We start from the raw sequence: 23,353 nt of genomic DNA on the forward strand, positions 1-23,353 counted from the left end.
AATGGTTCGTTTTCGCGGAGGCGGACTGTAGTCATACTTATTTAACTCGTATATGCTCGATAGATATCGAAAAATTAACTGAATTGCGATTCTAGCACGACCAAGCAAAAAAATGATTGTTTTAGGCATAGAAACTTCCTGCGATGAAACTGGGGTGGCTTTATACAACACCACCCCCTGGGAGGCCGGAAAACCGGCATTTGAGGGCATTCTAGGCCAGGGTTTGCACTCCCAAATTGCTATGCACCGAGATTATGGCGGGGTAGTGCCAGAACTTGCCTCCCGAGACCATATTCGCCGCGTTTTACCCCTTTTAGACCAGTCTTTGGCCCAATCAGGCCTCAAATTAGGTGATATTGATGCGGTTGCCTATACCCAGGGGCCAGGATTGGCCGGCGCCCTACTGGTAGGCAGTGCTTTTGCGAAATCTCTTGCTCAAGGCCTCGAATTGCCATCGATTGGGGTTCACCACCTTGAGGGACACCTCCTTTCCCCGCTTCTGGGTCAAACCGCGCCCGAATTTCCTTTTATCGCCCTGTTGGTTTCAGGTGGTCACACCCAACTCATGAAAGTGTCTGGAATCGGACAGTACGAACTTTTAGGTGAAACCTTAGATGATGCAGCTGGTGAGGCATTTGATAAAACGGCCAAATTATTGGGCTTGGATTATCCCGGGGGCGCAGCGATTTCAAAATTGGCAGAAAAAGGTCGCGTCGGAATCTTTGATTTACCAAAACCGATGTTGCATTCAGGTGACTTCGATTTCTCTTTCTCTGGCTTAAAGACCGCAGTCTTAAATCAAGTGAAGAAATGGGAAGCAAATTCTCATTCTGATCCTCAAGGCAGGGATCAATTCCATGCTGATCTCGCAAGAAGTTTTGTAGATGCGATTGTGGCAGTGCTAGTCAGTAAATCAGAGAAGGTGCTTGAGCAAACTGGTTGCAAACATTTAGTACTCGCTGGCGGCGTTGGAGCAAACGCACAACTACGTCAGGCGCTGAACAATATGGCATCAAAGCGGGGTTATGCAGTGCACTACCCACCCATTGAGCTGTGCACCGACAATGGCGTCATGATTGCGTTTGCAGGAGCGCTACGAATGTTGAATCAAAATAATGGCTCCACAAGATCGGGAGCCTTTGATGTCAAACCGCGCTGGGATTTACAAAGCAATAATTTGGCTAATTAAGCGCGATTTGCGCCGTTTTATTTGCTGTGACTGATTCTGGCAAAGGCGCTGTGATTATGAATAGATTCAAAGTTTTCAGCTTCCACTACAAACGACTGGATACGCTGATCTGCCTTGAGATTGCCAGCAACATCACGCACTAAATCTTCTACAAATTTGGGATTGCTATAGGAGTGCTCGGTAACCCATTTTTCATCAGGGCGCTTGAGTAAACCCCAAAGCTCGCTTGAGGCCTCACTCTCTGCAGCGCTTACCAAATCCTCTACTGTCATTTGGGTGTTAGGTTCTAAGCTCACTGTCATGGTCACATGCGAACGCTGATTGTGCGCACCAAACTCAGAGATCTCTTTTGAGCAAGGGCACAAACTCATCACCGGCACTTGTGCGCGCAAACCTAATTGCACATCCATTGCACCAGCAGCATTAAGCTGCGCATTAGCCATCCAAGTCACTTCGTAATCCATCAAGCTCTCAACTCCTGAAACTGGAGCTGCTTTTTTAACGAAGTGTGTATAAGTAAATTGGATATGTCCTTGTTTAGCATCTAGCAAAGGCAGCATTTCCTTAACAAGCGCTACAACTGTAGTGCTATCTACCGCATCATCCTGTTTTTGTAACAGCGCCATGAAACGAGACATGTGGGTGCCCTTCACATGCGCAGGAAGAGCCACATCCATTTCAAAAGTGCCAACTGAAGGAAAGTTTCCGGTTGCACTACGAATCATGAGTGGGTGACGCACGCCACGAATACCCACCTGCTCAATAGGCAAAGCGCGCTCATCCAATGTGGACTGCACATCGGGCATTGCGCTAGCTTTTAGAAAAGCAGGATTCATGTCATTCATAGCTCTATTTTCAAGCAAAACGATCTTATTTGCCTGAAACCACTGAATTTGTTGCCAATACCGCAGGAAAACGCTGCCGAATGGAGTTTGTGATGCCTTCTTCATCAAGGCCGCATTTAGTCATGAGCAACTGATAGTCGCCATGCTCAATAAATTCATCAGGAAGACCTAACTGCAATAAGGGCTTTTGAATTCCGAGCTCAGCCAAAGCTTCCATACAAGCGCTACCTGCACCGCCCGCGATCGCGCCATCTTCAATCGTGACAAAAAAATCATGATCAGCCGCAAGAGATTGAATGAGATCAACATCTAGGGGCTTTACAAAACGCATGTTGGCTACTGTTGCATCAATACTCTCAGCAGCCTCTAAAGCAGCATAGAGCAAAGTGCCAAAAGCCAAGATCGCGACGCGCTGACCACTAGGGGCACGGGATTTGCGACGCACCTCTCCTTTACCTAAAGTCAATGTCCGCAATTCTGCAGAGGGAATCGTTCCGACACCGGCCCCGCGGGGATAACGCACTGCGCTTGGATGCGGCTGATGAAAGGCGGTAGTTAATAAATCACGGCACTCAGCTTCATCGGCAGGCGTCATCACTAACATGTTCGGAATGCATCGCAAGAATGGAATGTCATAAGCCCCAGCATGCGTTGCACCATCGGCACCCACTAAACCAGCACGATCCAATGCAAACACCACGGGTAAATCTTGGAGTGCAACATCATGAATCAATTGATCATAAGCACGCTGCAAGAATGTTGAATAAATTGCAACAACTGGTTTCATGCCTTCGCAAGCCATTCCGGCAGCAAATGTCACTGCGTGCTGTTCAGCAATGCCTACATCGTAATAACGCTTAGGGAAGTTCTTTTCGAACTCCACCAAACCAGATCCTTCACGCATGGCAGGTGTAATGCCAATCAACATCGGATCAGCGTGCGCCATGTCACATAGCCATTCACCAAAAACCTGTGTAAATGTTTTTTTACTGGCTGCCGACTTTTTAACGCCCTCTTCAGGATTAAATTTGCTGGGACCGTGATAGAGCACAGGATCAGCCTCTGCGAGCTCATAGCCTTGACCTTTTTTGGTCACCACATGCAAGAACTGAGGACCACGTCCCTCAAGCGCCAACCGTCGCACGTTTTGCAACATTGGAATCAGCGCATCTAAATCGTGACCATCAATCGGACCAAAATAATTAAAACCAAATTCTTGGAAGATGGTCGAAGGTGACACCATGCCCTTGGCATGATCCTCTAAACGCTTTGCAAACTCACGCAGGGGTGGCGCCATTGAAAGAACGCTGTCAATTCCTTTTTTGGTTGCAGAGTAAATATTGCCACTCAGCAATCTCGCCAAATGACGGTTTAACGCACCAACAGCTGGTGAAATAGACATATCGTTGTCATTCAGAATCACCACTAGAGGCAAGTCGTCATACACACCGGCATTATTCATGGCCTCAAAAGCCATACCGCCAGTCATCGCGCTGTCACCAATCACTGCGACAGCAACATGACGCTCACCCTTTGTTTGAAAAGCGCGGGCCATACCCATGGCTGCCGAAATACTAGTTGATGAGTGGCCCGTGCCAAAGGCATCAAATTCACTTTCCGCTCTTTGTGGGAACCCCGATAGACCTTTAAACTGGCGTAGTGTGCTCATCCGCTCACGACGACCAGTTAGTATTTTGTGTGGGTAGCTTTGGTGACCTACATCCCACACAATACGATCGTGTGGAGTATCAAAAACATAGTGCAATGCAATCGAAAGCTCTACAGTTCCCAAGTTTGATGACAAATGGCCGCCCGTCTTGGAAACAGAATCCAAAATAAATTCGCGCAACTCATCCGCTAAAGCAGGCAGCTCTTCACGTGTAAGCTTTCTTAAATCATCAGGAGAATTTACGGAATTTAAAGTCATTGCATCTACACATCTCAATTTGTGTCATTTACCTCTATTGACAACTAACAGGGCCAACTCTTTTAAAGCCTGCGCTTTTTCACCAAAACCATCCAGACTTCGGATGGCTGTTTCTTGCAGCTCTTTGGCCTGTTTCTGTGCATAGTCTAAACCCATCAAGGTTACATAGGTCGGCTTATTCGCGGCAGCGTCCTTGCCAGCCGTTTTTCCAAGGGTTTGGCTATCTGCAGTAGCGTCCAGCACATCATCCACAATCTGAAATGCCAATCCCAAGGCTTTTGCATAATTTTGCAACTGTATTAATTGGCTTTGCTGTAGATTTGCAGCAGTACCCCCCAACTCAACAGCACAAGCTAATAATGCGCCCGTCTTCATGGCATGCATCTGCTGCAAACCTGCTAAATCTAATTTTTTACCCACGCTCTCTAAATCAATTGCTTGACCGCCTGCCATGCCGCGCGAACCCGATGCAGCAGCCAGCGCGCTGATCATACGTAGTCGGTTGTTTGGATCACATGAAGCATTTGCCAAAATCTCAAAAGCGCGTGTCTGCAAGGCATCACCGACAAGTAATGCAGTTGCTTCATCAAACGCCTTATGTACAGTGGGTCTACCGCGACGCAGATCATCATCATCCATGCACGGCAGATCATCATGCACTAATGAATAAGCATGAATACATTCAATAGCAACTGCAGCAGCATCAAGGGCTTCTTTCTGTTCATCTTGATTACCTAATTGACCGGCTGCATACACCAAAAGCGGTCGAATTCGCTTGCCACCACCTTGAGCTGCATAACGCATAGCCTCATGTAAACGCGCAGGTGTGGTTTGAGCGGAATCTAGCAAACGCTCCAGAGCGGATTCAGTGCGTGCTGAAGTTGCTGCAAGCCAATCTGAAAAATCAAAAACCGTACTCAAAATAATCCTTGCTTAAGTCTCAAAAATTCGCACTTGTTGTTCGACTTGTGCAAGTACAGCTTGGCAATGCTTCAACAAGGCGGCACCACGTTGATAAGCCAATAAGGTTTCCTCGAGTGAAAATTTGCCTGACTCCATATCGGCAATCAGCTTTTCAAGCTCTTTTACCGCTTGCTCATAACGAAGAGCTGGGTCGATCTGGACCTCAAGGCCAAGTTTTGGACTCTCTGACTTCTTTGCTGGCATAAGCGACCTCCCCCGAATTTCCTTCACAGACAGCCCTACATATTAAAGCGAGAAGCGTTTTAGATGGGTATAATCTCCCCCTTCCTTTCCAATATCGATCCGTCGATGGTTGGATTGGTTATTCCGCTTAGCTTCGGCTGACGTTTTCGGGGGTGGGGAGAATGACTAATCTGGCTACCGCGCAGCAGCTTGCGCCGTCCAATCTACAACTGCCGGTTTCGGCTTATTTTGACGCTGACCTGTATCAGCGGGAAATTGAACTGCTATTCAAGCATGGCCCAGGCTATGTAGGGCATGAATTGATGGTGCCAGAAGTGGGCTCTTATCAAACCTTGAGCGCAGAAAATGAAGGTCGCATCCTAGTGCGCAATAACGAAGGGATAGAACTTCTTTCCAATGTTTGCCGCCATCGCCAAGCGTTAATGCTCAATGGCAAAGGAAAGACAGAAAATATTGTGTGTCCATTACATCGCTGGACTTATGACCTAGGTGGCAATTTACTAGGCGCACCACATTTTGAAGACAAGCCTTGTTTAAATCTGGGCAAGTCACCATTACAAAATTGGCAAGGACTTTTATTTGAAGGTCCTCGTGATGTACGTCATGATTTAGCAAAACTGGGCGTGGCCGATGATCTTCGTTTTGATGGCTACATGCTTGATCACGTTGAAGTCCATGACTGCAATTACAACTGGAAAACATTTATCGAGGTTTACCTTGAGGACTACCACGTAGTTCCTTTTCACCCTGGCCTTGGTAAATTTGTTTCTTGTGAAGATCTGCGCTGGGAATTCGGCGAATGGCACAGCGTTCAAACTGTAGGTATTCATAAAGACCTACAAACTCCGGGCTCCCCCACTTATCGCAATTGGCATGAAGCGGTGTTACGGCAATTTGACGGTAAGCCGCCACGCCATGGCGCGATTTGGCTTACCTACTACCCCAATGTCATGGTGGAGTGGTATCCGGGCGTTCTATGCGTTTCAACATTGCATCCAATGGGCGTCAATAAAACTCGCAATATTGTGGAGTTTTACTATCCTGAAGAAATCGCCCTCTTTGAACGTGAATTTGTTGAAGCAGAACGTGCTGCTTACATGGAAACCTGCATCGAAGATGATGAAATTGCAGAGCGTATGGACCAAGGCAGAGCCGCTCTATTGGCTCGTGGCATTAATGAAGTGGGTCCTTATCAAAGCCCCATGGAAGATGGCATGCAACACTTTCACGAATGGTATCGTCGCGTCATGAATTTTCAGGGTGCATAATCTCAATCATTAGTTACATTCCTTCACCAAATCATAGGAAGCGCCATGACTCCTCTAATTACTGCAAATCAGTTAGAAGAACTCATTAACAGCGGTGAAAATGTGTTGCTTTGCGATTGCCGCTTCGATTTAGTCGATCCTCTAGCAGGAAAAAAAGCGTACGAAGAAAGCCATATCCCTGGCGCCATATATGTCGACCTAGATCATGATCTATCGGGCAAAAAAACTGGCGCTAATGGCAGACACCCCCTTCCCTCACCGCAAGCTTGGGCTCAAACCAAAACACGCCTTGGAATGAGTCCCAATACTTTGGTGGTGGCATACGATAAACAAGGATCCGTTTACGCGAGTCGCCTCTGGTGGATGCTCAAAGCCACAGGACACGCGAAAGTCCAAGTTTTAGATGGTGGCCTAGATGCGTGGAATGGACCCATGGGGACTGTGCCTCGCAAACCAACGCCAGCAAGTCATGCAATAGAGCCGCGCCCTTATGTGGGTCTAGTGCTAGTTGATGAAGTAGTAAACAATCTACAAACTCAAAGCAATGCCGTACTTGATGCACGCGCCAATGATCGCTTTCATGGACAAAATGAAACACTCGACCCCATCGGTGGTCATATTCCGGGGGCGATCAATCGCTTCTTTAAAGATAACCTGTCAGCAACGTCATTCAAGCCTGCTGAGCAACTTTTTAAAGAGTTTGTTGAGTTGCTTGGGTCAACCAAACCATCAGCAGTGATACATCAATGCGGTTCTGGTGTTACCGCTTGCCACAATCTCTTGGCTATGGAGCTCGCTGGATTAAAAGGCTCTCGCTTATATGCAGGGAGTTGGAGCGAGTGGTGCTCAGATCCTAATAGGCCAGTAGAAACCTAAGTCTGCAAGCGCAATACTGCGCCCTCAATATCAATGCAGTAGGGAGAGTAGGATGACAAACCCTACACCACAAGCAACCAATACGGTTTGACGCAATGACTCTGCCCAATGCGGGCGACGATGCATTTGCGGAATCAGATCACTCACTGCGATATAAATAAAACTACTTGAGGCAATGACCAATAAATAAGGCATTGCAGCATGCGCTTTCTCGAGGAAAAAATACGCTAGTACGCCTCCAAGCACAGCAGCCAAACCACAAATAAAGTTATAAAACAACGCTCGCGCACGTGAGAAGCCAGCATTGAGCAACACAATGAAATCGCCAATCTCCTGTGGTATCTCATGTGCAATGATGGCAATTGCGGTAAATAGGCCCACTTGATAATCCGCCATAAAAGCCGCGGCAATTAAGATCCCATCCACAAAATTGTGAATACCATCGCCAACCAAAATCATCCAGCCACTGCGCCCAGCATTTTCTGCATCATGACCGTGGTGGTGGTGGTGACCATCACCTTCGTGGTGATGATCATGACGTAGTAACGCAATTTTTTCTAATAAGAAAAAGCCGAGCAAGCCAGCCAACAGTGTGGCAAACAATAGCTGCGGATGGGTCCCTGGCATATTGAACGCTTCTGGTAGCGAGTGCAATAACGCCGTTGCCAGCAAAATACCCACTGACAAACTCACCATGTTATTGACCATCTTGGAGAGCAAAGCTAGCGAACAGCTAGCCGCCACCAATACACTAGCAGTGCCTGCTAATGCCGTTACCAAAAGTATGCTTTGTAATACGGTCATAGAAAAAATTAGGCGACACCCATTTTCTTAAACCACGCAATACACTTTTCCCAGCCATCTTTGGCCGGTCCTTCGCGATACGTTGCACGATAGTCTGCATGAAAGGCGTGGGGCGCATCTGGATAGACTTCAATCAGAGATGCCTTAGCAGCAGGATTTTTCGGTGCGGCTTGCGCAAGCGCTGCGCGCATTTGCTCAACACTCTCCAATGAAATACCTGTATCTGCGCCACCATACAGTCCTAAGACAGGCGCTTTCAGTTCAGAAGCAATATCTACAGGATGACGTGGGCTATTTTCCGTTTTGTCACCAATCACTCTTCCATACCAAGCCACACCTGCTTTTACTTGCGGCAATGTAGCGGCGAGCCAAGTAATACGCCCACCCCAACAGAATCCAGTAACACCCACACGCTTTAGATCGCCACCATTTTTGCCTGCCCAAACTAAAGCGCCTTGCAAATCATTTAATACCTGCGCATCGGGAGTCTTAGCAACAATATTGGATTGAATTTCGGCCACGGTGCCGTAAGTATTGGGGTCACCTGCGCGCGTAAAAAATTCTGGAGCAATCGCCAAATATCCAAGCTTGGCAAAACGACGTGTGACATCAGCAATATATTCATGCACACCAAAAATTTCACTGACCACTATGACAATCGGCAGATTGCCCTTGGCGTTTTCTGGGCGAGATACATAAGCAGGCAATTGATAGCTGCCAATCGGAATCATTTGCTCGCCTGCCTTTAGCCCTTTGAAATCCGTTTCGATCGCAGCCGCCATTACTGGTTCGGATGCCGCCACAAAACCTACTCCGAGAGCGCTAACGGCTGTACGTAGAGCAGTAGCGCCCGCCACCGAACTTTTAATAAAACTTCTTCTGCCATTTTGTTTTTGATTATCCATTTTGTGTCTCCATCAAATTGTTAATGCGCTTCTTCCCAATTATCGCCAATACCGATACTAACCACCAAAGGAACCTTTAGCTGAGCTACATTGCACATTAAATCGGGCAACTTTGCTTGCAAGAGATCAATTTCCTCCAAGGGAACATCAAAAACCAATTCATCATGCACTTGCAAAAGGAGCTTGGTCTTCAATTGCTCACTTTCGAGCCAATCCTCTACCGCAATCATGGCCAGCTTGATGAGGTCAGCTGCTGTACCTTGCATAGGTGCATTAATGGCTGCTCGTTCAGCGCCTTGGCGACGTGGACCATTGGAGCCCTTAATTTCTGGCAACCACAATCGTCGTCCAAAAACAGTTTCAACATAGCCATTTTCTCGTGCCTCTAAACGCGTGCGCTCCATGTATTGAGCTACGCCAGGATAGCGATCAAAATACTTCGCAATATAGTTTTGCGCGGCAGAGCGTTCAATACCCAAATTGCCTGCTAAACCAAATGCGCTCATGCCATAGATCAATCCAAAATTAATCACTTTTGCATAGCGACGCTGCTCTGAATTCACTTCATTAAGCGGAACTCCAAAAATCTCTGCGGCAGTAGCTTGGTGCACATCCTTGCCTTCTCTAAATGCCGCTAACAGATTTTCATCCTCGGCAATATGCGCCATGATGCGCAATTCAATTTGAGAGTAGTCAGCAGAGAGTAATTTGCAGCCCGCTGCAGGAATAAATGCCTCGCGTATACGGCGCCCTTCTTCAGTGCGCACCGGTATGTTTTGCAAATTCGGATCGCTTGATGCCAGGCGCCCTGTTACTGCAGTGGCCTGTGAAAAGTTGGTATGTACTCTTCCCGTTTTAGGATCTGCCATGCGCGGCAACTTCTCTATATAAGTAGACATCAGCTTAGCCAAACTACGATAGTCCAAGATGCGCGCTGGCAATGGATAGTCTTCGGCTAACTTTTGCAAAACCTCTTCATCAGTAGAGGGCGCGCCAGATGGAGTTTTCTTAATGACTGGCAACTCTAGTTGCGTAAATAAAATTTCGGCAATTTGTTTCGGTGACTGAATATTAAAAGGTTGGCCTGCTAGCCGATGAATTTCACCTTCAAGCTCTAGCAAACGCTTGCCCACTTGTTGACCCTGTTTTGCCAGAAGTGCAGAATCAATCCGAATACCGTTGCGCTCCATGATGCCAAGAACACGCATGGCCGGCATTTCAATCTTTTCATAGATATATCGCAGTCCAGGACTTTCCTGAATTTGTGGCCACAATTCAAGATGAAGACGCAAGGTAATATCCGCATCTTCAGCCGCATATTCAGTTGCGATTTTTAAATCAACTTGATCAAATCCGATTTGGTGTACACCTTTTCCACAGACTTCTTCATAGCGTATAGTCTTCATGCCCAAATGGCGCTCAGCTAGGCTGTCCATATTGTGTGACAGGTGAGATTCGAGGACGTAGGACTCAAGCAATGTATCAAACGCAATCCCGCCCAATGTGATGCCATAGTTAGCAAAGATATGGGTGTCATATTTTAGGTTTTGCCCCACCTTTAAATGTGCTGCACTCTCTAACCAAGGTTTCAATTTTGCAAGAACGACATCGCGCTGCAATTGCGCTTCCGCATTAATATGCGCTACCGGAATGTAACAAGCTTCACCCGGTTTTACAGAGAGAGAAATTCCCACCAATTGGGCCGCTAAGGCATCTAAGCTGGTCGTTTCTGTATCAACCGCAGTTAAAGGGGCGCTTTCAATTTTTTGCAGCCAGCGATCTAATGCAGCCTCATCTGTAACGCACTCATATTGACGCTCAATAGCATCTTGCAATGCACTGGCTTCTGGTGATAAAGCCTTAGTAGGAGTGGTCGCAATGACAGTCACGTTCTCAGATGCGCTAGTGCTTGCAGCGCTCTCAAATGAACCTCCCACCAAATCAAATGCAGGGGAAGAAGCGCTGGAATTCTCTGGGTTTGAGAGCTGTTTCTCTACCTCGCGTAGCCAAGACTTAAAGGCATAACGCTCGAATAACTCTCTGAGTAATTTGGCATCTTCAGGTTTTGCATGCAAGTCATCCAAGCCAGGCAAATGAGGTGATAAATCACAATCCGTTTTTACAGTAATTAATTGGCGCGCTTGAGGCAACCAATCTAGTGTTGCACGTAGATTTTCACCAACAACACCTTTCACTTGATCAGCATTGGCCATCAAATTATCTAAGTTGCCAAACTCTGCCAACCACTTAGCCGCTGTTTTTGGTCCAGCCTTAGGAACGCCCGGAACGTTATCTACTGCATCGCCAATGATCGACAAGTAATCCACAATTAACTCTGGGGGCACGCCAAACTTTTCTGTCACTCCAGCAATATCTAGCTTCTCATTGGTCATCGTATTAATGAGCGTTACCGAGGGATTGACTAGTTGCGCTAAATCTTTATCTCCAGTGGAGATGATGGTTTCCCATCCTGCTTGGGTTGCTTGACAAGCCAATGTGCCAATCACATCATCTGCCTCTACACCAGAAACCATCAGTACGGGCCACCCCAAAGCTTTGACCATCGCATGAATAGGCTCTATTTGCTTGACCAGATCCTCTGGCATGGGTGATCGATGTGCCTTGTACTCGGAATACATTTCATCGCGAAAGGTCTTGCCCTTGGCATCAAAAACGCAGGCAATATGGTCTGCTTTAAGCTCCGATCTGGCTCGGCGCATCATGTTCACCATGCCATATATGGCCCCAGTGGGCTCGCCTGCCCCATTTCTGAGATCTGGCATGGCATGAAAGGCACGATAGAGGTAGCTAGAGCCATCTACCAAAAGGAGTCTATGTTTAGTCATACCGCAATCGTACAATCTAGTTATCAATTACCTACAGGTCTGGTTAATGAAGCGCCAGTGAGTAGGCCCAAAAAGGTGAAAAATGATGCATGCTCTAACAAATTTAATTAGCCATACTTTTAGCCAAAGCCTTGTTTTCATGAGCTTTTTGGCTGTTTTTAGCCTGCTTGGAGCCGGCTCGGCATATGCCCAGAATACCAGTCAAGCGCTAAGCCAATCCGAACTGAACCGCATCAACAATCAACCTCTCTCCCCTACGGTAACACCAGCAGGTGTGGTGGAAGGCCCGGATGTGCGCAAGCCCAGCTTTGTTCATAAAGAAGCCACTGGCACCGAGATTACAGAATACAAAGATGCCAATAGCCCAACGCAAGTGCAAGTGAAAACTAAATACACCACTTATGAGATGTCTCCTCCAGATTCAGTCATGCCTGGTCCACCTTCTGGTGAGGGTTCACTCATTAGCGTTCCTAGCATTAGCATTCCAATTCGATAAAGCTCTAAAAGAATAGTTGCTGCTTTATGGCTGTATTTACCCCCATCGAACTGAGCGATATCTCAGATTGGATTTCGCAAGATTTTGATATCGGCCATGCTGCAGAGATTCGCGGCATTCACGGCGGAATTGAAAACTCTAATTTCTTTCTGGACACCACAAAAGATGGTCAAAAGCACGAGTATGTTTTAACGATCTTTGAAAGATTATCTGCCGAGCAACTACCGTATTACCTGGAGCTCATGCGTCACCTGGCTAACAAAGGTATACCCGTACCTAAGCCTATTGAAAATCATCAAGGAGAAATTTTATTTTCTCTTAAAGGCAAGCCCGCAGCTATCGTTACCAAGCTCCCCGGCTTATCCCGCCTTCAGCCCGAGGCCAATCACTGCGCCATGGTGGGCGAGATGTTGGCTAAGATGCACTTAGCTGGCAAAGACTTTCCTAAGTCACAAGAAAACTTACGCAGCCTTGGATGGTGGCAGCAAACTATCCCATCAGTATTGCCGCATTTAAATTTATCGCAAAAAGATTTACTGACTCACGAACTATCTACGCAAGAAGATTTTTTTGCTTCTAGTGATTACGATCGGCTTCCGCAAGGTGCAAGCCATTGTGATTTGTTCCGTGACAACGTTCTTTTCGATCCCCAGAGTAATGATCCTAAGATGGATCAACTAGGAGGCTTCTTTGATTTTTACTTTGCTGGCACAGACAAATGGCTGTTTGATCTTGCTGTGACTGCAAACGATTGGTGTCTCGCGCAAAATAAACAAGATCTTGATCCCGAACGATTGAATGCCTTGCTATCTGCCTATCAATCCGTGCGACCATTGACCCCAGAAGAGCAATCCAATTGGATCCTCATGCTACGCGCTGCGGCATTGCGTTTCTGGGTGTCACGATTGTGGGACTTTTATTTACCCCGCGACGCACAAATGCTTACCCCTCATGATCCCACCCACTTTGAACGCATTCTTCTGAGTCGCCGAAGCTTATGAAACTGAACTCTGTTGCACCTAAAGAAGGCTATACCTGGATTAGACAAGGTATTTGGTTATTCAAACAAAATCCTTTGGGATTTTTAATGCTGGTGTTTATGTATGTCTTTGCAGCGCAACTCGCCGTGATCATCCCTGTTGTAGGTGTGTTTGCTGTACTGCTGTTGACGCCCACACTATCCGTTGGCTTTATGACTGCCTGTCGGCAAGCGATTCAAAAAGAGCGCATTCGACCCACGGTGTATTTAATTGCGTTGCAATCGGGTGATCTCGTTCGCAAACGCATACTGCAGTTAGGGCTCATTTACGCAGCCTTCATCTTGTTACTCAGTTTTATGTTGAGCCTCATCGTCGATTTTGAACTTCTGCTACCCCTGATGACCGGCGACAAGGCCATGACACCTGAAGCGCTTCGACAAATTTATTTAGTGCTGTTCTTTGGAGCCCTTTTCTATATTCCTATTGCCATGCTCATGTGGTTCTCGCCCATCCTCGTTGCTTGGGCTGATATGCCAGTAGCCCAAGCTCTCTTTTCAAGCTGGATGGCTTTATGGACCAATAAGGGCGCTTTTTTCTACTATCTCGCTATTTGGAGCGTGATACTCATCGCTATTCCATTAACTATAGGAATGGTGTTTGACACTCTGAGTATTGGGCAAGCTGCTTCATTCATCATCGCGCCTATATCGATGGCAGGCTTGACCATCATGCATTGCTCCTTCTATGCCACATGGAAAGCCTGCTTTACTGAAGAAGTGGTATCTCTGTAATCTTTATAAATTACTAACGAGATTTAATCGATTGCTGCTAGCTTAGCAATACTCAGTTGCAGCCACTTCACACCATGGCGTTTAAAGTTGACCTGCGCTCTCGCATCAGCGTCAACTCCCTCTAGTCCAGTAACGCGACCCTCACCAAATTTGGTGTGGAAAACCTGTTGGCCGATCTTGAAGGGATAGTCGCCACGTGGAGGGGATGCCAAGCGTTTGACTTCCATTGAAGCGGAGCCAACGCGCTTAACAGGCCTTACCCTCTCACTGCCAGAGTCAAAGAAATCATTGGTTTCGTAATCCCGTTGACGGGTATAACCATCTTGCCAAGTCGAACTCGATCTTGAATTTCCACCCCAGCGCGCATCTTTTGCCTTGGGCGTTAACCACTTCAATGACTCTGAAGGCAGCTCTTCTAAAAAACGAGATGGCATGTTGTACCGCACCTGGCCATGAAGCATGCGTGATTGAGTGTGCGACAGATACAAGCGCTCTTTGGCCCGGGTAATGGCCACATACATCAAGCGACGTTCTTCTTCCAACCCATTTTGTTCACTAATACTGTTCTCATGGGGAAACAATCCCTCCTCAAGACCAGTAATAAAGACGGAAGTAAATTCAAGACCTTTGGCGGAGTGCACTGTCATGAGTTGCACCGCATCTTGTCCCGCTTGCGCTTGATTATCTCCCGCCTCCAAAGAGGCATGGGATAAAAATGCAGCCAGCGGCGAAATCTCAGCAATGCCTGGCGCATTCTCGCCTGGCAACATTGCGGCTGCAGCATCTTGACCATAACCCTCTTCAGCTATGAATGCTGTCGCAGCATTAATCAATTCTTGTAAGTTTTCGACACGATCTTGCCCTTCGCGCTCAGACAAGTAATGTTGTATGAGTCCACTATGCTGAATCACAAATTCAACAGTCTCTGGAAGTGTGTTGTGGCGCGTGGCTTCACGCATATGATCAACCAAGCGAATAAATCCACCTAGCGCAGCCCCAGCCTTACCTTCTAATGACGATGCTGCTGTATATAAAGAACATTGAGCTGCACGCGCAGCGTCTTGCAATGCCTCAATCGAACGCGCGCCAATACCCCTAGTAGGAAAATTCACTACGCGCGAGAAAGAGGTATCGTCATTCGGGTTTTCCAACAAGCGCAAATAAGCAAGGGCATGTTTAATTTCGGCGCGCTCGAAGAATCGTAGACCTCCATACACGCGATATGGGATTCCTGCTGAAAATAGAGCATGCTCAATAATGCGCGACTGGGCATTGCTGCGATATAAAAGTGCGATTTCTGTGCGTCGAATACCGCTGTTAATTAACGCTTTGATTTCATCGACCAACCAAGCTGCTTCCGCATGATCGCTTGGCGCCTCATAGATACGTACTGGTTCTCCATGGCCCGCATCCGTTCGCAAGTTCTTGCCTAGACGCTCAGCATTATTAGCAATCAGATGATTGGCCGTATCTAGAATATGTCCATGCGAGCGATAGTTTTGCTCTAGCTTCACTAACTGCGGATGAAACTGTTTTTCATAGAGCCGCATATTCTCTACATCAGCACCCCGGAAGGCATAAATGCTTTGGTCATCATCTCCTACAGCAAATACTGAGCTACTACCCATACCGCTAACATTGACGCGACTGGCATCATGGCCAGAGAGAAGCTTAAGCCAAGCGTATTGCAACGCATTAGTATCTTGAAACTCATCAATCAAAATATGCCGAAAGCGCTCTTGATAATGCGTTCGAATGGGTTCGCTATGCCTGAGTAATTCGTAACTACGCAACAAAAGTTCGGCAAAATCAACGACCCCTTCGCGCTGACATTGCTCATCGTAGGCAGCATATAACTGCGCCATCTTCGCCTGAAAGTCATCACCTGCTGATAAGTCTTTAGCACGCTGACCACGCTCCTTGGCATGCGCAATAAAGTATTGCAATTGCTTGGGGGGATATTTTTCATCATCCACTTTCAGACTTTTCAGAAGACGCTTGATGGCTGATAGCTGATCTTGCGTATCTAAAATTTGAAAAGTGGAAGGCAAGCCGGCTTCCTTGTGATGGGCACGCAATAAACGATTGCAAAGTCCATGGAAAGTGCCAATCCACATACCCCGAGTATTAATCGGCAACATGGCGCTCAGACGCACCATCATCTCTTTTGCCGCTTTATTGGTAAAAGTTACCGCCAGGACGCCAATCGGCGAAACCTGACCCGTCTGAATCAGCCAGGCTATACGGGTTGTTAAAACACGGGTCTTGCCACTTCCCGCTCCGGCCAAAATCAAGGCGGATTGGGCTTGGCCCTGAGCATTCACAGGCGGTAAGGTCACTGCCTCGCGCTGTTCAGGATTAAGGTTCGCGAGCAAGTCTGAGTACATCAGCCCAATTATAATTTGCCTCTTATGCCAAATGCCTCAAATACCCCTCATTCACCCACAGCGAGTTCAGTCGATGAACTAGCAAAATCCTATGAACCAGCACCCATAGAGGCCTACTGGGGTCCAGAGTGGGAGCGCAGAGGAATTGCTGAGGCCAGCATGGATGATGGCAAGGCAGACTTTTCAATTCAGCTACCGCCCCCTAATGTGACTGGCACCCTACATATGGGTCACGCTTTTAATCAAACCATCATGGATGGCTTGATTCGTCATGCACGCATGTCTGGCAAAAATACTTTGTGGGTACCAGGAACGGATCACGCAGGTATTGCTACACAAATCGTCGTTGAGCGCCAACTGGATGCGCAAAAAGTTTCGCGTCATGATCTGGGCCGGGAAAAGTTTCTTGAAAAAGTTTGGGAGTGGAAAGAAACTTCCGGCAACACCATTACGGGGCAAATTCGTCGTCTTGGCGCATCCATTGATTGGAGCAAAGAATATTTCACGATGGACAGCAAAATGTCCAAAGCCGTTGTCGAAGTGTTTGTTCGTCTACATGAACAAGGCTTAATTTATCGCGGCAAACGCTTAGTCAATTGGGATCCCGTTTTAGGAACTGCTGTTTCTGATTTAGAAGTAGTGAGCGAAGAAGAAGATGGCTCAATGTGGCATATACGCTATCCATTAGCCGATGGCTCGGGCCACCTTACAGTGGCGACTACGCGCCCAGAGACCTTGCTTGGCGACGTAGCCGTGATGGTTAACCCAAGCGATGATCGCTATCAGCATTTAATCGGCAAATCCGTACATCTGCCCTTGTGTAATCGCGAAATTCCCATCATCGCTGACGACTATGTAGATTTAAATTTTGGTACTGGCGTAGTGAAGGTCACTCCTGCTCATGACTTTAATGACTATGCAGTCGGTCAACGCCATCAATTGCCTTTAATCAATGTGCTGACTTTAGATGCCAAGATCAATGAGAACGCCCCAGCGGCTTATCAGGGCATGGAGCGCTTTGCAGCACGCAAGCAAATTGTTGCCGACTTGGATGCTGCTGGTCTCTTAGAAAAAGTACAGCCACACAAATTAATGGTTCCCCGTGGCGATCGCACTCAAACGATTATTGAACCTATGTTGACCGATCAGTGGTTTGTGGCAATGTCCAAACCGAGTCCTGACAATCAATATCAACCTGGATCATCAATTGCCGGCGCTGCATTAGATGCGGTTACCAAAGGTGATATCAAACTCGTTCCAGAAAACTGGATCAATACCTACACCCAATGGCTCGAAAACATTCAAGATTGGTGTATTTCACGTCAGCTTTGGTGGGGTCATCAAATTCCCGCTTGGTATGGCGATGATGGTCAGATTTTTGTGGCGCGCTCCGAGGAAGAGGCCAAAGCAAAAGCTGCGGCAGCTGGTTATACCGGCCAACTCCATCGCGATCCAGATGTACTCGATACCTGGTTTAGCTCTGCTCTCGTCCCATTTAGCTCCTTGGGATGGCCGGATAAGACCCCTGCTCTAGATCACTTTTTGCCATCGTCTGTATTGGTTACCGGCTTTGACATCATCTTCTTCTGGGTGGCGCGTATGGTCATGATGACATGTCATTTCACTGGCAAAGTCCCTTTCCATACAGTCTATGTTCACGGTTTAGTGCGTGATGCCGAAGGTCAAAAGATGAGCAAATCCAAAGGGAATACTTTGGACCCCATCGATCTCATTGACGGCATCAAGCTAGAAGAATTAGTGAATAAGCGCACCACCGGCTTGATGAATCCTAAGCAAGCGGAAAGCATTAACAAGAAAACCAAAAAAGAATTTCCTGATGGCATCCCGGCATTTGGAACAGATGCATTGCGTTTTACTTTTGCCTCACTTGCTTCACTTGGTCGCAATATTAATTTTGATCAAAAGCGCTGCGAAGGCTATCGTAATTTTTGCAATAAGCTTTGGAATGCAACCCGTTTCGTTCTCATGAACTGTCCAGGTGGTGATGAAGACAATGGTCTAGCGCCCTGCGACAATCAATGCGGTCCCGAAGGCTATCTTGATTTTTCTCCCGCAGACCGTTGGATTGTTTCTCAGTTGCAACGCACTGAAGCGGAAGTAGCAAAAGGTTTCCAGAACTATCGCTTTGACAATATCGCTAGCAGCATTTATCAATTTGTTTGGGATGAGTATTGCGATTGGTATCTTGAGCTTGCCAAAGTACAATTACAAACAGGTACTCCTGCTCAGCAACGAGCAACTCGCCGCACGCTTCTACGCGTACTCGAGACTATCTTGCGCCTTGCGCACCCCTTAATTCCGTTTATCACCGAAACGCTCTGGCAAACCGTTGGCCCAAAATCTGGCAAAGAATTAGCAAAACAAGCTAAGCAGACGATTGCTCTGCAACCCTACCCAGTTTCTCAGCCCGAAAAAATTGATGAAGAGAGTGAAGCTTGGGTTGCTGGGGTCAAAGCGATTATTGATGCCTGCAGAAATCTGCGCGGTGAAATGCAAGTTCCACCTGGTCAAAAAGTGCCGCTGTGGGTTTATGGGCCTGAGGCATTCCTACAAAAGGCAACTCCTTATCTACTTGCCTTGGCAAAACTCTCTGAAGTCAAGATTTATCACGATGAATCTGCCCTCGAGAAGGATGCTCCTGGGGCGCCGATTGCCCTAGTGGGTGATATCAAGCTTCTACTCAAAATCGAGGTTGATGTCGCCGCTGAACGCACTCGCTTGAGCAAGGAAATTGATCGTTTGGCTAATGAAATCACAAAAGCGAAGGGCAAATTAAGCAATGAGAGCTTTGTTGCACGAGCCCCCGCTGAAGTAGTAGCCCAAGAAAAACAACGACTTGCTGGCTTTGAACAGAATCACGAAAAGCTTGTTGCACAATTAGAAAGACTTCAATAAAGAACGGATATTGCATGCCATTAACCACTAAAACTGTTACTAAAGCCGTCTTTCCTGTTGCTGGCTTGGGCACACGCTTCCTCCCAGCCACCAAAGCGAGCCCAAAAGAAATGCTCAATGTAGTGGATAAGCCATTAATCCAGTACGCCGTTGAAGAAGCAATCGCTGCCGGCATTACCGAAATGATTTTCGTCACTGGTCGAAGTAAGCGCGCTATTGAAGATCACTTTGATAAAGCCTATGAGCTAGAAGCCGAACTTGAGGCAAAGAATAAACAGGCATTGCTCGATATCGTACGTAGCGTAAAACCTAGTCATGTTGACTGCGTCTATGTAAGACAACCAGAGGCATTGGGTCTTGGACATGCTGTTTTGTGCGCAGAGAAGTTGGTTCGCGATGAACCATTTGCCATCATTCTTGCGGATGACTTGTTAGATGGACAGCCTCCTGTATTGAAGCAAATGTTGGATGTCTTTAATAAACACAATGGCTCAGTGATTGCGGTTGAAAAAATTGATCCCGCAAAAAGCAGTTCTTATGGCATCGTTTCTGGCACCGAAGCAGCTAAAGGCATCTATCGACTCAATGGTATTGTGGAAAAACCGCAGCCAAAAGATGCGCCTTCTAATTTAGCCGTAGTGGGTCGCTATGTACTTTCTTCAGATATCTTTTCGCATATTCGCAATCTCAAACCTGGTGCAGGTGGTGAAATTCAATTAACTGATGCAATTGCCTCACTTCTAAAGGAAGAGCCAGTATTTGCCTATGAATATGATGGTGTGCGCTATGACTGCGGTAGCAAGCTGGGCTATCTCAAAGCATCCGTGGAGTTCGCCTTACGTCACCCAGAAGTTTCAGGCGACTTTGCTGCTTATCTCAAGAGTAGATCACTCACTTGAGATGAGTGTGGTCAATAAAAAAGGCAGGGTTACCTGCCTTTTTTATTGTTCGCGAGATTAGCGCGCTCTTCTCGTAAAGCAGCTTTATCTACGTTTTAAGAAAAAGATCAAGACATCACCTTCGGTGCCACTGGCAATTAACTCATTACCCGTCTGTTTTGCAAACGCTGGAAAATCTTTTGCTGCCCCTGAATCCGTGGCCTTGACTTTCAACACCTCTCCAGATTGCATAGTTGCGAGCGCTTTTTTGGTACGCAAAATCGGTAGCGGACAATTCATGCCAATGGCATCTACTTCGGCCTGGAACGCAATATTGGCAACTTCGCTCATTTAGCGGCTACCCAATCTTTGACGCCAGCTAATGCAGCCCCTAGCTTGCTAGGGTCATTACCACCAGCCATTGCCATCTCAGGCTTGCCGCCACCTTTTCCGCCAACCTGCTGCGCTACAAAGTTCACGAGATCGCCCGCTTTGACCTTACCAATCGAGTCGGCAGTCACGCCAGCAATCAAACTCACTTTATCGCCCTGAACAGAAGCCAAAACGATGGCGGCAGTTTTGAGTTTCGCTTTGAGTGCATCCATAGTCTCTCGCAGAACGGTCGCATCAGCTGCATCCAATTTAGCTGCGAGCACTTTTATGCCATTGACATCTATTGCTTGACCAGCCAACTCATCGCCCTGGCTTGCCGCTAATTTGGAATTGACTTTTTCAAGCTCACGCTCTGCCTGACGCAAACTCTCTTGTAATTGCGCTACGCGGTTTACCAAATCGCCAGGATGGGTTTTGAGAATGGTGGCTGCGTCATTGATTCTGTCCTCCAGAGTTTGCAGGAACTGCAATGCATTCTTGCCTGTTACCGCCTCAACACGACGTATGCCGGCTGCAACCCCTCCCTCAGAAACAATTTTAAAACTACCAATATCACCTGTACGAGGTACGTGGGTACCCCCACATAATTCTTTAGAGCTTCCAATCTCGAGCACACGCACTTCTTCACCATATTTCTCGCCAAAGAGCATCATGGCACCTGTCTTTTGCGCATCCTCCAAAGACATGACCTTGCCAGAAGTGGCGGTATTAGCCAACACCTCGGCGTTCACAATATCTTCGATACGACGAATCTGCTCTCCTGTGATTGCTGCGTTATGAGTAAAGTCAAAACGGGTCTTGGTAGCATCCACCAAAGATCCCCTTTGCTGAACATGATCGCCCAATACTTCTCGCAAAGCTTTGTGCAAAATATGCGTTGCACTGTGGTTGCGCATGGTGTCGGTTCTTTGCTGAACATCCACCAAGGCATTTAATCTATCACCTACTTTGAGCTCTCCCTCAAGTAACTCACCTTGATGGCCGAAAACATCAGCTTGGATTTTGAAGGTATCGTCCACTGAAAAACGTACGGCTTCATTACGCAATTCGCCTTTATCGCCAACCTGACCGCCCGATTCAGCATAAAAAGGAGTGTTATCCAACACCACGACAGCAGCATCGCCAGCCTTTACAACTGCGACCTCTGAACCATCCACATAGAGTGCAGTCACCTTGGCACCCTCATGTTTTAGGGTGTCATAGCCATGAAATTGCGTTGGTTGACCTTTATATTCTAGGCCTTGGGATACCTTGAACTTACCAGCAGCCCTGGCCTGATCACGCTGCTTTTGCATTGCAACTTCAAAACCATCCGCGTCCACTGTCACGCCACGCTCGCGACACACGTCGGCTGTTAAATCCAGTGGGAATCCAAAAGTATCGTGCAATCGAAAAGCAGTTTCACCATCAACCACTTTTGCGCCACCAGCTAATGCGCCATCCAAGATTTCCATACCATTGGCAATCGTTTGGAAGAAACGCTCTTCCTCTTGCTTTAATACCTCGCCGACTTTATCTTGCGCAGCACGCAACTCGGGATAAGCATCCCCCATTTCTTTGACGAGCGCAGGCACTAATTGATAAAAGAATGGTTTGCGAGCACCTAATTTATAACCATGTCGTATTGCGCGACGAGCAATCCGGCGCAATACATAACCGCGCCCAGCATTACCTGGAATGACACCATCAACAACAATGAAGCTGCATGCCCTTATATGGTCGGCAATGACTTTAAGAGACGGGCTATTAGCATCACAGTTCTGCCCGCCAGCCGCATCCACCGCTTCTTTCGCGGCTTTGAGCAAATTCACAAAGAGGTCAATTTCATAGTTTGAGTGAACATGCTGTAGTACCGCAGCAATCCGCTCTAGACCCATGCCTGTATCCACGCTGGGCTTAGGTAACGGGTGCATCACACCAGCCTCATCCCGATTAAATTGCATGAAGACGTTGTTCCAAATTTCAATATAACGATCGCCGTCTTCTTCAGGACTTCCGGGTGGACCACCAGGAATATGATCACCGTGATCATAAAAAATTTCAGTACAAGGCCCACAAGGGCCGGTGTCACCCATCATCCAAAAATTATCAGATGCATATCGCGAACCTTTGTTATCGCCGATGCGAATAATGCGGTCTTCAGGGATTCCAATTTGATCTCGCCAAATGGCATAAGCCTCATCGTCTTCGGCATACACCGTGACCAGGAGCTTTTCTTTTGGCAACTTAAATACTTGCGTTAGTAAATTCCACGCAAATTGAATAGCTTCCTTCTTGAAATAGTCCCCAAAAGAGAAATTTCCAAGCATTTCAAAAAAGGTGTGATGCCTAGCGGTATACCCCACGTTATCCAGGTCATTATGCTTACCCCCCGCACGAATACACTTTTGGGCCGTGGTCGCGCGGTTATAGGGGCGCTTATCAAAGCCCAAAAATACGTCTTTGAACTGATTCATACCTGCGTTCGTAAAGAGCAATGTGGGGTCATCCCCGGGCACTACAGGGCTAGAAGGGACGATTTGATGGCCATTTTGGGCAAAGAAATCCAGGTAAGCCTGGCGAATTTGGGAGACTTTCATGGAGGTAATTATCGCATCGGCACTAGCCTAGGGCAAACGCCGAACCAGAAGACACCAACCTGCCTTACAATCGCACAACATCACTAAAAATCGGCATCCAAGCCGA

18 protein-coding genes are annotated in these 23,353 nt (G+C 47.2%); 8 read left to right on the forward strand and 10 right to left on the reverse strand.

Features of this window, described 5'->3' with window-relative positions:
• Positions 1–112: 112 nt before the first annotated feature.
• Entirely contained in the window at positions 113–1,189 is a 1,077-nt protein-coding gene (gene tsaD / locus KIH43_RS05820) for a tRNA (adenosine(37)-N6)-threonylcarbamoyltransferase complex transferase subunit TsaD (RefSeq protein WP_297718701.1), read from the forward strand.
• Between the two features lie 17 nt (positions 1,190–1,206).
• Here the strand turns inward: tsaD and folE2 are convergent, their stop codons facing one another.
• The 4 genes from folE2 to xseB are packed head-to-tail and all read right to left on the reverse strand — an operon-like array spanning position 1,207 to position 5,128.
• Complete coding sequence (folE2, locus tag KIH43_RS05825; protein ID WP_296969623.1) at positions 1,207–2,034, reverse strand: GTP cyclohydrolase FolE2; 828 nt, start codon at positions 2,032–2,034, stop codon at positions 1,207–1,209.
• A gap of 25 nt (positions 2,035–2,059) precedes the next feature.
• Entirely contained in the window at positions 2,060–3,961 is a 1,902-nt protein-coding gene (gene dxs, locus KIH43_RS05830) for a 1-deoxy-D-xylulose-5-phosphate synthase (RefSeq protein WP_297718705.1), read from the reverse strand.
• Positions 3,962–3,985: 24 nt separating this feature from the next.
• Positions 3,986–4,882: a polyprenyl synthetase family protein gene (locus KIH43_RS05835; RefSeq protein ID WP_297718708.1), complete on the reverse strand. Its 897-nt coding sequence runs from the start codon at positions 4,880–4,882 to the stop codon at positions 3,986–3,988.
• Positions 4,883–4,894: 12 nt separating this feature from the next.
• Entirely contained in the window at positions 4,895–5,128 is a 234-nt protein-coding gene (gene xseB, locus KIH43_RS05840; RefSeq protein ID WP_297718711.1) for an exodeoxyribonuclease VII small subunit, read from the reverse strand.
• Between the two features lie 161 nt (positions 5,129–5,289).
• On the opposite strand from xseB, the gene KIH43_RS05845 reads away from it, so the two are divergent.
• Positions 5,290–6,396: an aromatic ring-hydroxylating dioxygenase subunit alpha gene (locus tag KIH43_RS05845; RefSeq protein WP_297718714.1), complete on the forward strand. Its 1,107-nt coding sequence runs from the start codon at positions 5,290–5,292 to the stop codon at positions 6,394–6,396.
• Positions 6,397–6,441: 45 nt separating this feature from the next.
• Complete coding sequence (locus tag KIH43_RS05850; protein WP_297718717.1) at positions 6,442–7,272, forward strand: sulfurtransferase; 831 nt, start codon at positions 6,442–6,444, stop codon at positions 7,270–7,272.
• 30 nt (positions 7,273–7,302) lie between these two features.
• On the opposite strand, the gene KIH43_RS05855 is transcribed toward KIH43_RS05850, so the two are convergent.
• The 3 genes from KIH43_RS05855 to polA are packed head-to-tail and all read right to left on the reverse strand — an operon-like array spanning position 7,303 to position 11,827.
• Positions 7,303–8,076 carry a ZIP family metal transporter gene (locus tag KIH43_RS05855; RefSeq protein ID WP_296969643.1) on the reverse strand — a complete coding sequence of 258 codons (774 nt, stop codon included), beginning with the start codon at positions 8,074–8,076 and terminating at the stop codon, positions 7,303–7,305.
• 8 nt (positions 8,077–8,084) lie between these two features.
• Complete coding sequence (locus KIH43_RS05860) at positions 8,085–8,981, reverse strand: dienelactone hydrolase family protein (protein ID WP_296969648.1); 897 nt, start codon at positions 8,979–8,981, stop codon at positions 8,085–8,087.
• A 20-nt stretch (positions 8,982–9,001) separates the two neighbouring features.
• Positions 9,002–11,827 carry a DNA polymerase I gene (gene polA / locus KIH43_RS05865; RefSeq protein ID WP_297718721.1) on the reverse strand — a complete coding sequence of 942 codons (2,826 nt, stop codon included), beginning with the start codon at positions 11,825–11,827 and terminating at the stop codon, positions 9,002–9,004.
• A gap of 82 nt (positions 11,828–11,909) precedes the next feature.
• Here polA and KIH43_RS05870 point away from each other — a divergent pair, with 82 nt between their 5' ends.
• The 3 genes from KIH43_RS05870 to KIH43_RS05880 are packed head-to-tail and all read left to right on the forward strand — an operon-like array spanning position 11,910 to position 14,094.
• On the forward strand, positions 11,910–12,323 hold the full coding sequence (locus KIH43_RS05870; protein ID WP_297718725.1) for a hypothetical protein: 414 nt from the start codon (positions 11,910–11,912) through the stop codon (positions 12,321–12,323).
• Positions 12,324–12,349: 26 nt separating this feature from the next.
• Complete coding sequence (locus KIH43_RS05875) at positions 12,350–13,324, forward strand: homoserine kinase (protein WP_297718728.1); 975 nt, start codon at positions 12,350–12,352, stop codon at positions 13,322–13,324.
• Positions 13,321–14,094: a BPSS1780 family membrane protein gene (locus KIH43_RS05880; protein WP_297718731.1), complete on the forward strand. Its 774-nt coding sequence runs from the start codon at positions 13,321–13,323 to the stop codon at positions 14,092–14,094. Before KIH43_RS05875 ends, KIH43_RS05880 begins: the two co-directional genes overlap by 4 nt.
• Positions 14,095–14,117: 23 nt before the next feature.
• Here the strand turns inward: KIH43_RS05880 and KIH43_RS05885 are convergent, their stop codons facing one another.
• Complete coding sequence (locus KIH43_RS05885; RefSeq protein ID WP_297718734.1) at positions 14,118–16,481, reverse strand: UvrD-helicase domain-containing protein; 2,364 nt, start codon at positions 16,479–16,481, stop codon at positions 14,118–14,120.
• A 24-nt stretch (positions 16,482–16,505) separates the two neighbouring features.
• Here KIH43_RS05885 and KIH43_RS05890 point away from each other — a divergent pair, with 24 nt between their 5' ends.
• Entirely contained in the window at positions 16,506–19,397 is a 2,892-nt protein-coding gene (locus tag KIH43_RS05890) for a valine--tRNA ligase (protein ID WP_297718736.1), read from the forward strand.
• Between the two features lie 14 nt (positions 19,398–19,411).
• The gene (gene galU, locus KIH43_RS05895) at positions 19,412–20,296 is read left to right on the forward strand and encodes a UTP--glucose-1-phosphate uridylyltransferase GalU (protein WP_296969667.1); all 885 of its coding nucleotides are present in this window, start codon (positions 19,412–19,414) and stop codon (positions 20,294–20,296) included.
• Positions 20,297–20,380: 84 nt separating this feature from the next.
• Here the strand turns inward: galU and KIH43_RS05900 are convergent, their stop codons facing one another.
• Entirely contained in the window at positions 20,381–20,608 is a 228-nt protein-coding gene (locus KIH43_RS05900) for a sulfurtransferase TusA family protein (protein ID WP_296969688.1), read from the reverse strand.
• 14 nt (positions 20,609–20,622) lie between these two features.
• Positions 20,623–23,247, reverse strand: coding sequence for an alanine--tRNA ligase (gene alaS / locus KIH43_RS05905; protein WP_297718740.1), 2,625 nt, complete (start codon positions 23,245–23,247; stop codon positions 20,623–20,625).
• Between the last annotated feature and the right edge of the window lie 106 nt (positions 23,248–23,353).

Origin of the sequence: Polynucleobacter sp., assembly GCF_018500155.2 — a bacterium.
Classification (GTDB): Bacteria; Pseudomonadota; Gammaproteobacteria; order Burkholderiales; family Burkholderiaceae; genus Polynucleobacter.

Excerpts from the sequence above, each read along its gene's own strand:
- KIH43_RS05860 (WP_296969648.1), bottom strand. The coding sequence starts at position 8,981 with ATGGATAATCAAAAACAAAATGGCAGAAGAAGTTTTATTAAAAGTTCG.
- galU (WP_296969667.1), top strand. The coding sequence starts at position 19,412 with ATGCCATTAACCACTAAAACTGTTACTAAAGCCGTCTTTCCTGTTGCT.
- polA (WP_297718721.1), bottom strand. The coding sequence starts at position 11,827 with ATGACTAAACATAGACTCCTTTTGGTAGATGGCTCTAGCTACCTCTAT.
- KIH43_RS05890 (WP_297718736.1), top strand. The coding sequence starts at position 16,506 with ATGCCAAATGCCTCAAATACCCCTCATTCACCCACAGCGAGTTCAGTC.
- tsaD (WP_297718701.1), top strand. The coding sequence starts at position 113 with ATGATTGTTTTAGGCATAGAAACTTCCTGCGATGAAACTGGGGTGGCT.
- KIH43_RS05855 (WP_296969643.1), bottom strand. The coding sequence starts at position 8,076 with ATGACCGTATTACAAAGCATACTTTTGGTAACGGCATTAGCAGGCACT.
- KIH43_RS05870 (WP_297718725.1), top strand. The coding sequence starts at position 11,910 with ATGATGCATGCTCTAACAAATTTAATTAGCCATACTTTTAGCCAAAGC.
- dxs (WP_297718705.1), bottom strand. The coding sequence starts at position 3,961 with ATGACTTTAAATTCCGTAAATTCTCCTGATGATTTAAGAAAGCTTACA.
- KIH43_RS05850 (WP_297718717.1), top strand. The coding sequence starts at position 6,442 with ATGACTCCTCTAATTACTGCAAATCAGTTAGAAGAACTCATTAACAGC.
- xseB (WP_297718711.1), bottom strand. The coding sequence starts at position 5,128 with ATGCCAGCAAAGAAGTCAGAGAGTCCAAAACTTGGCCTTGAGGTCCAG.
- KIH43_RS05885 (WP_297718734.1), bottom strand. The coding sequence starts at position 16,481 with ATGTACTCAGACTTGCTCGCGAACCTTAATCCTGAACAGCGCGAGGCA.
- KIH43_RS05845 (WP_297718714.1), top strand. The coding sequence starts at position 5,290 with ATGACTAATCTGGCTACCGCGCAGCAGCTTGCGCCGTCCAATCTACAA.
- alaS (WP_297718740.1), bottom strand. The coding sequence starts at position 23,247 with ATGAAAGTCTCCCAAATTCGCCAGGCTTACCTGGATTTCTTTGCCCAA.
- KIH43_RS05875 (WP_297718728.1), top strand. The coding sequence starts at position 12,350 with ATGGCTGTATTTACCCCCATCGAACTGAGCGATATCTCAGATTGGATT.
- folE2 (WP_296969623.1), bottom strand. The coding sequence starts at position 2,034 with ATGAATGACATGAATCCTGCTTTTCTAAAAGCTAGCGCAATGCCCGAT.
- KIH43_RS05880 (WP_297718731.1), top strand. The coding sequence starts at position 13,321 with ATGAAACTGAACTCTGTTGCACCTAAAGAAGGCTATACCTGGATTAGA.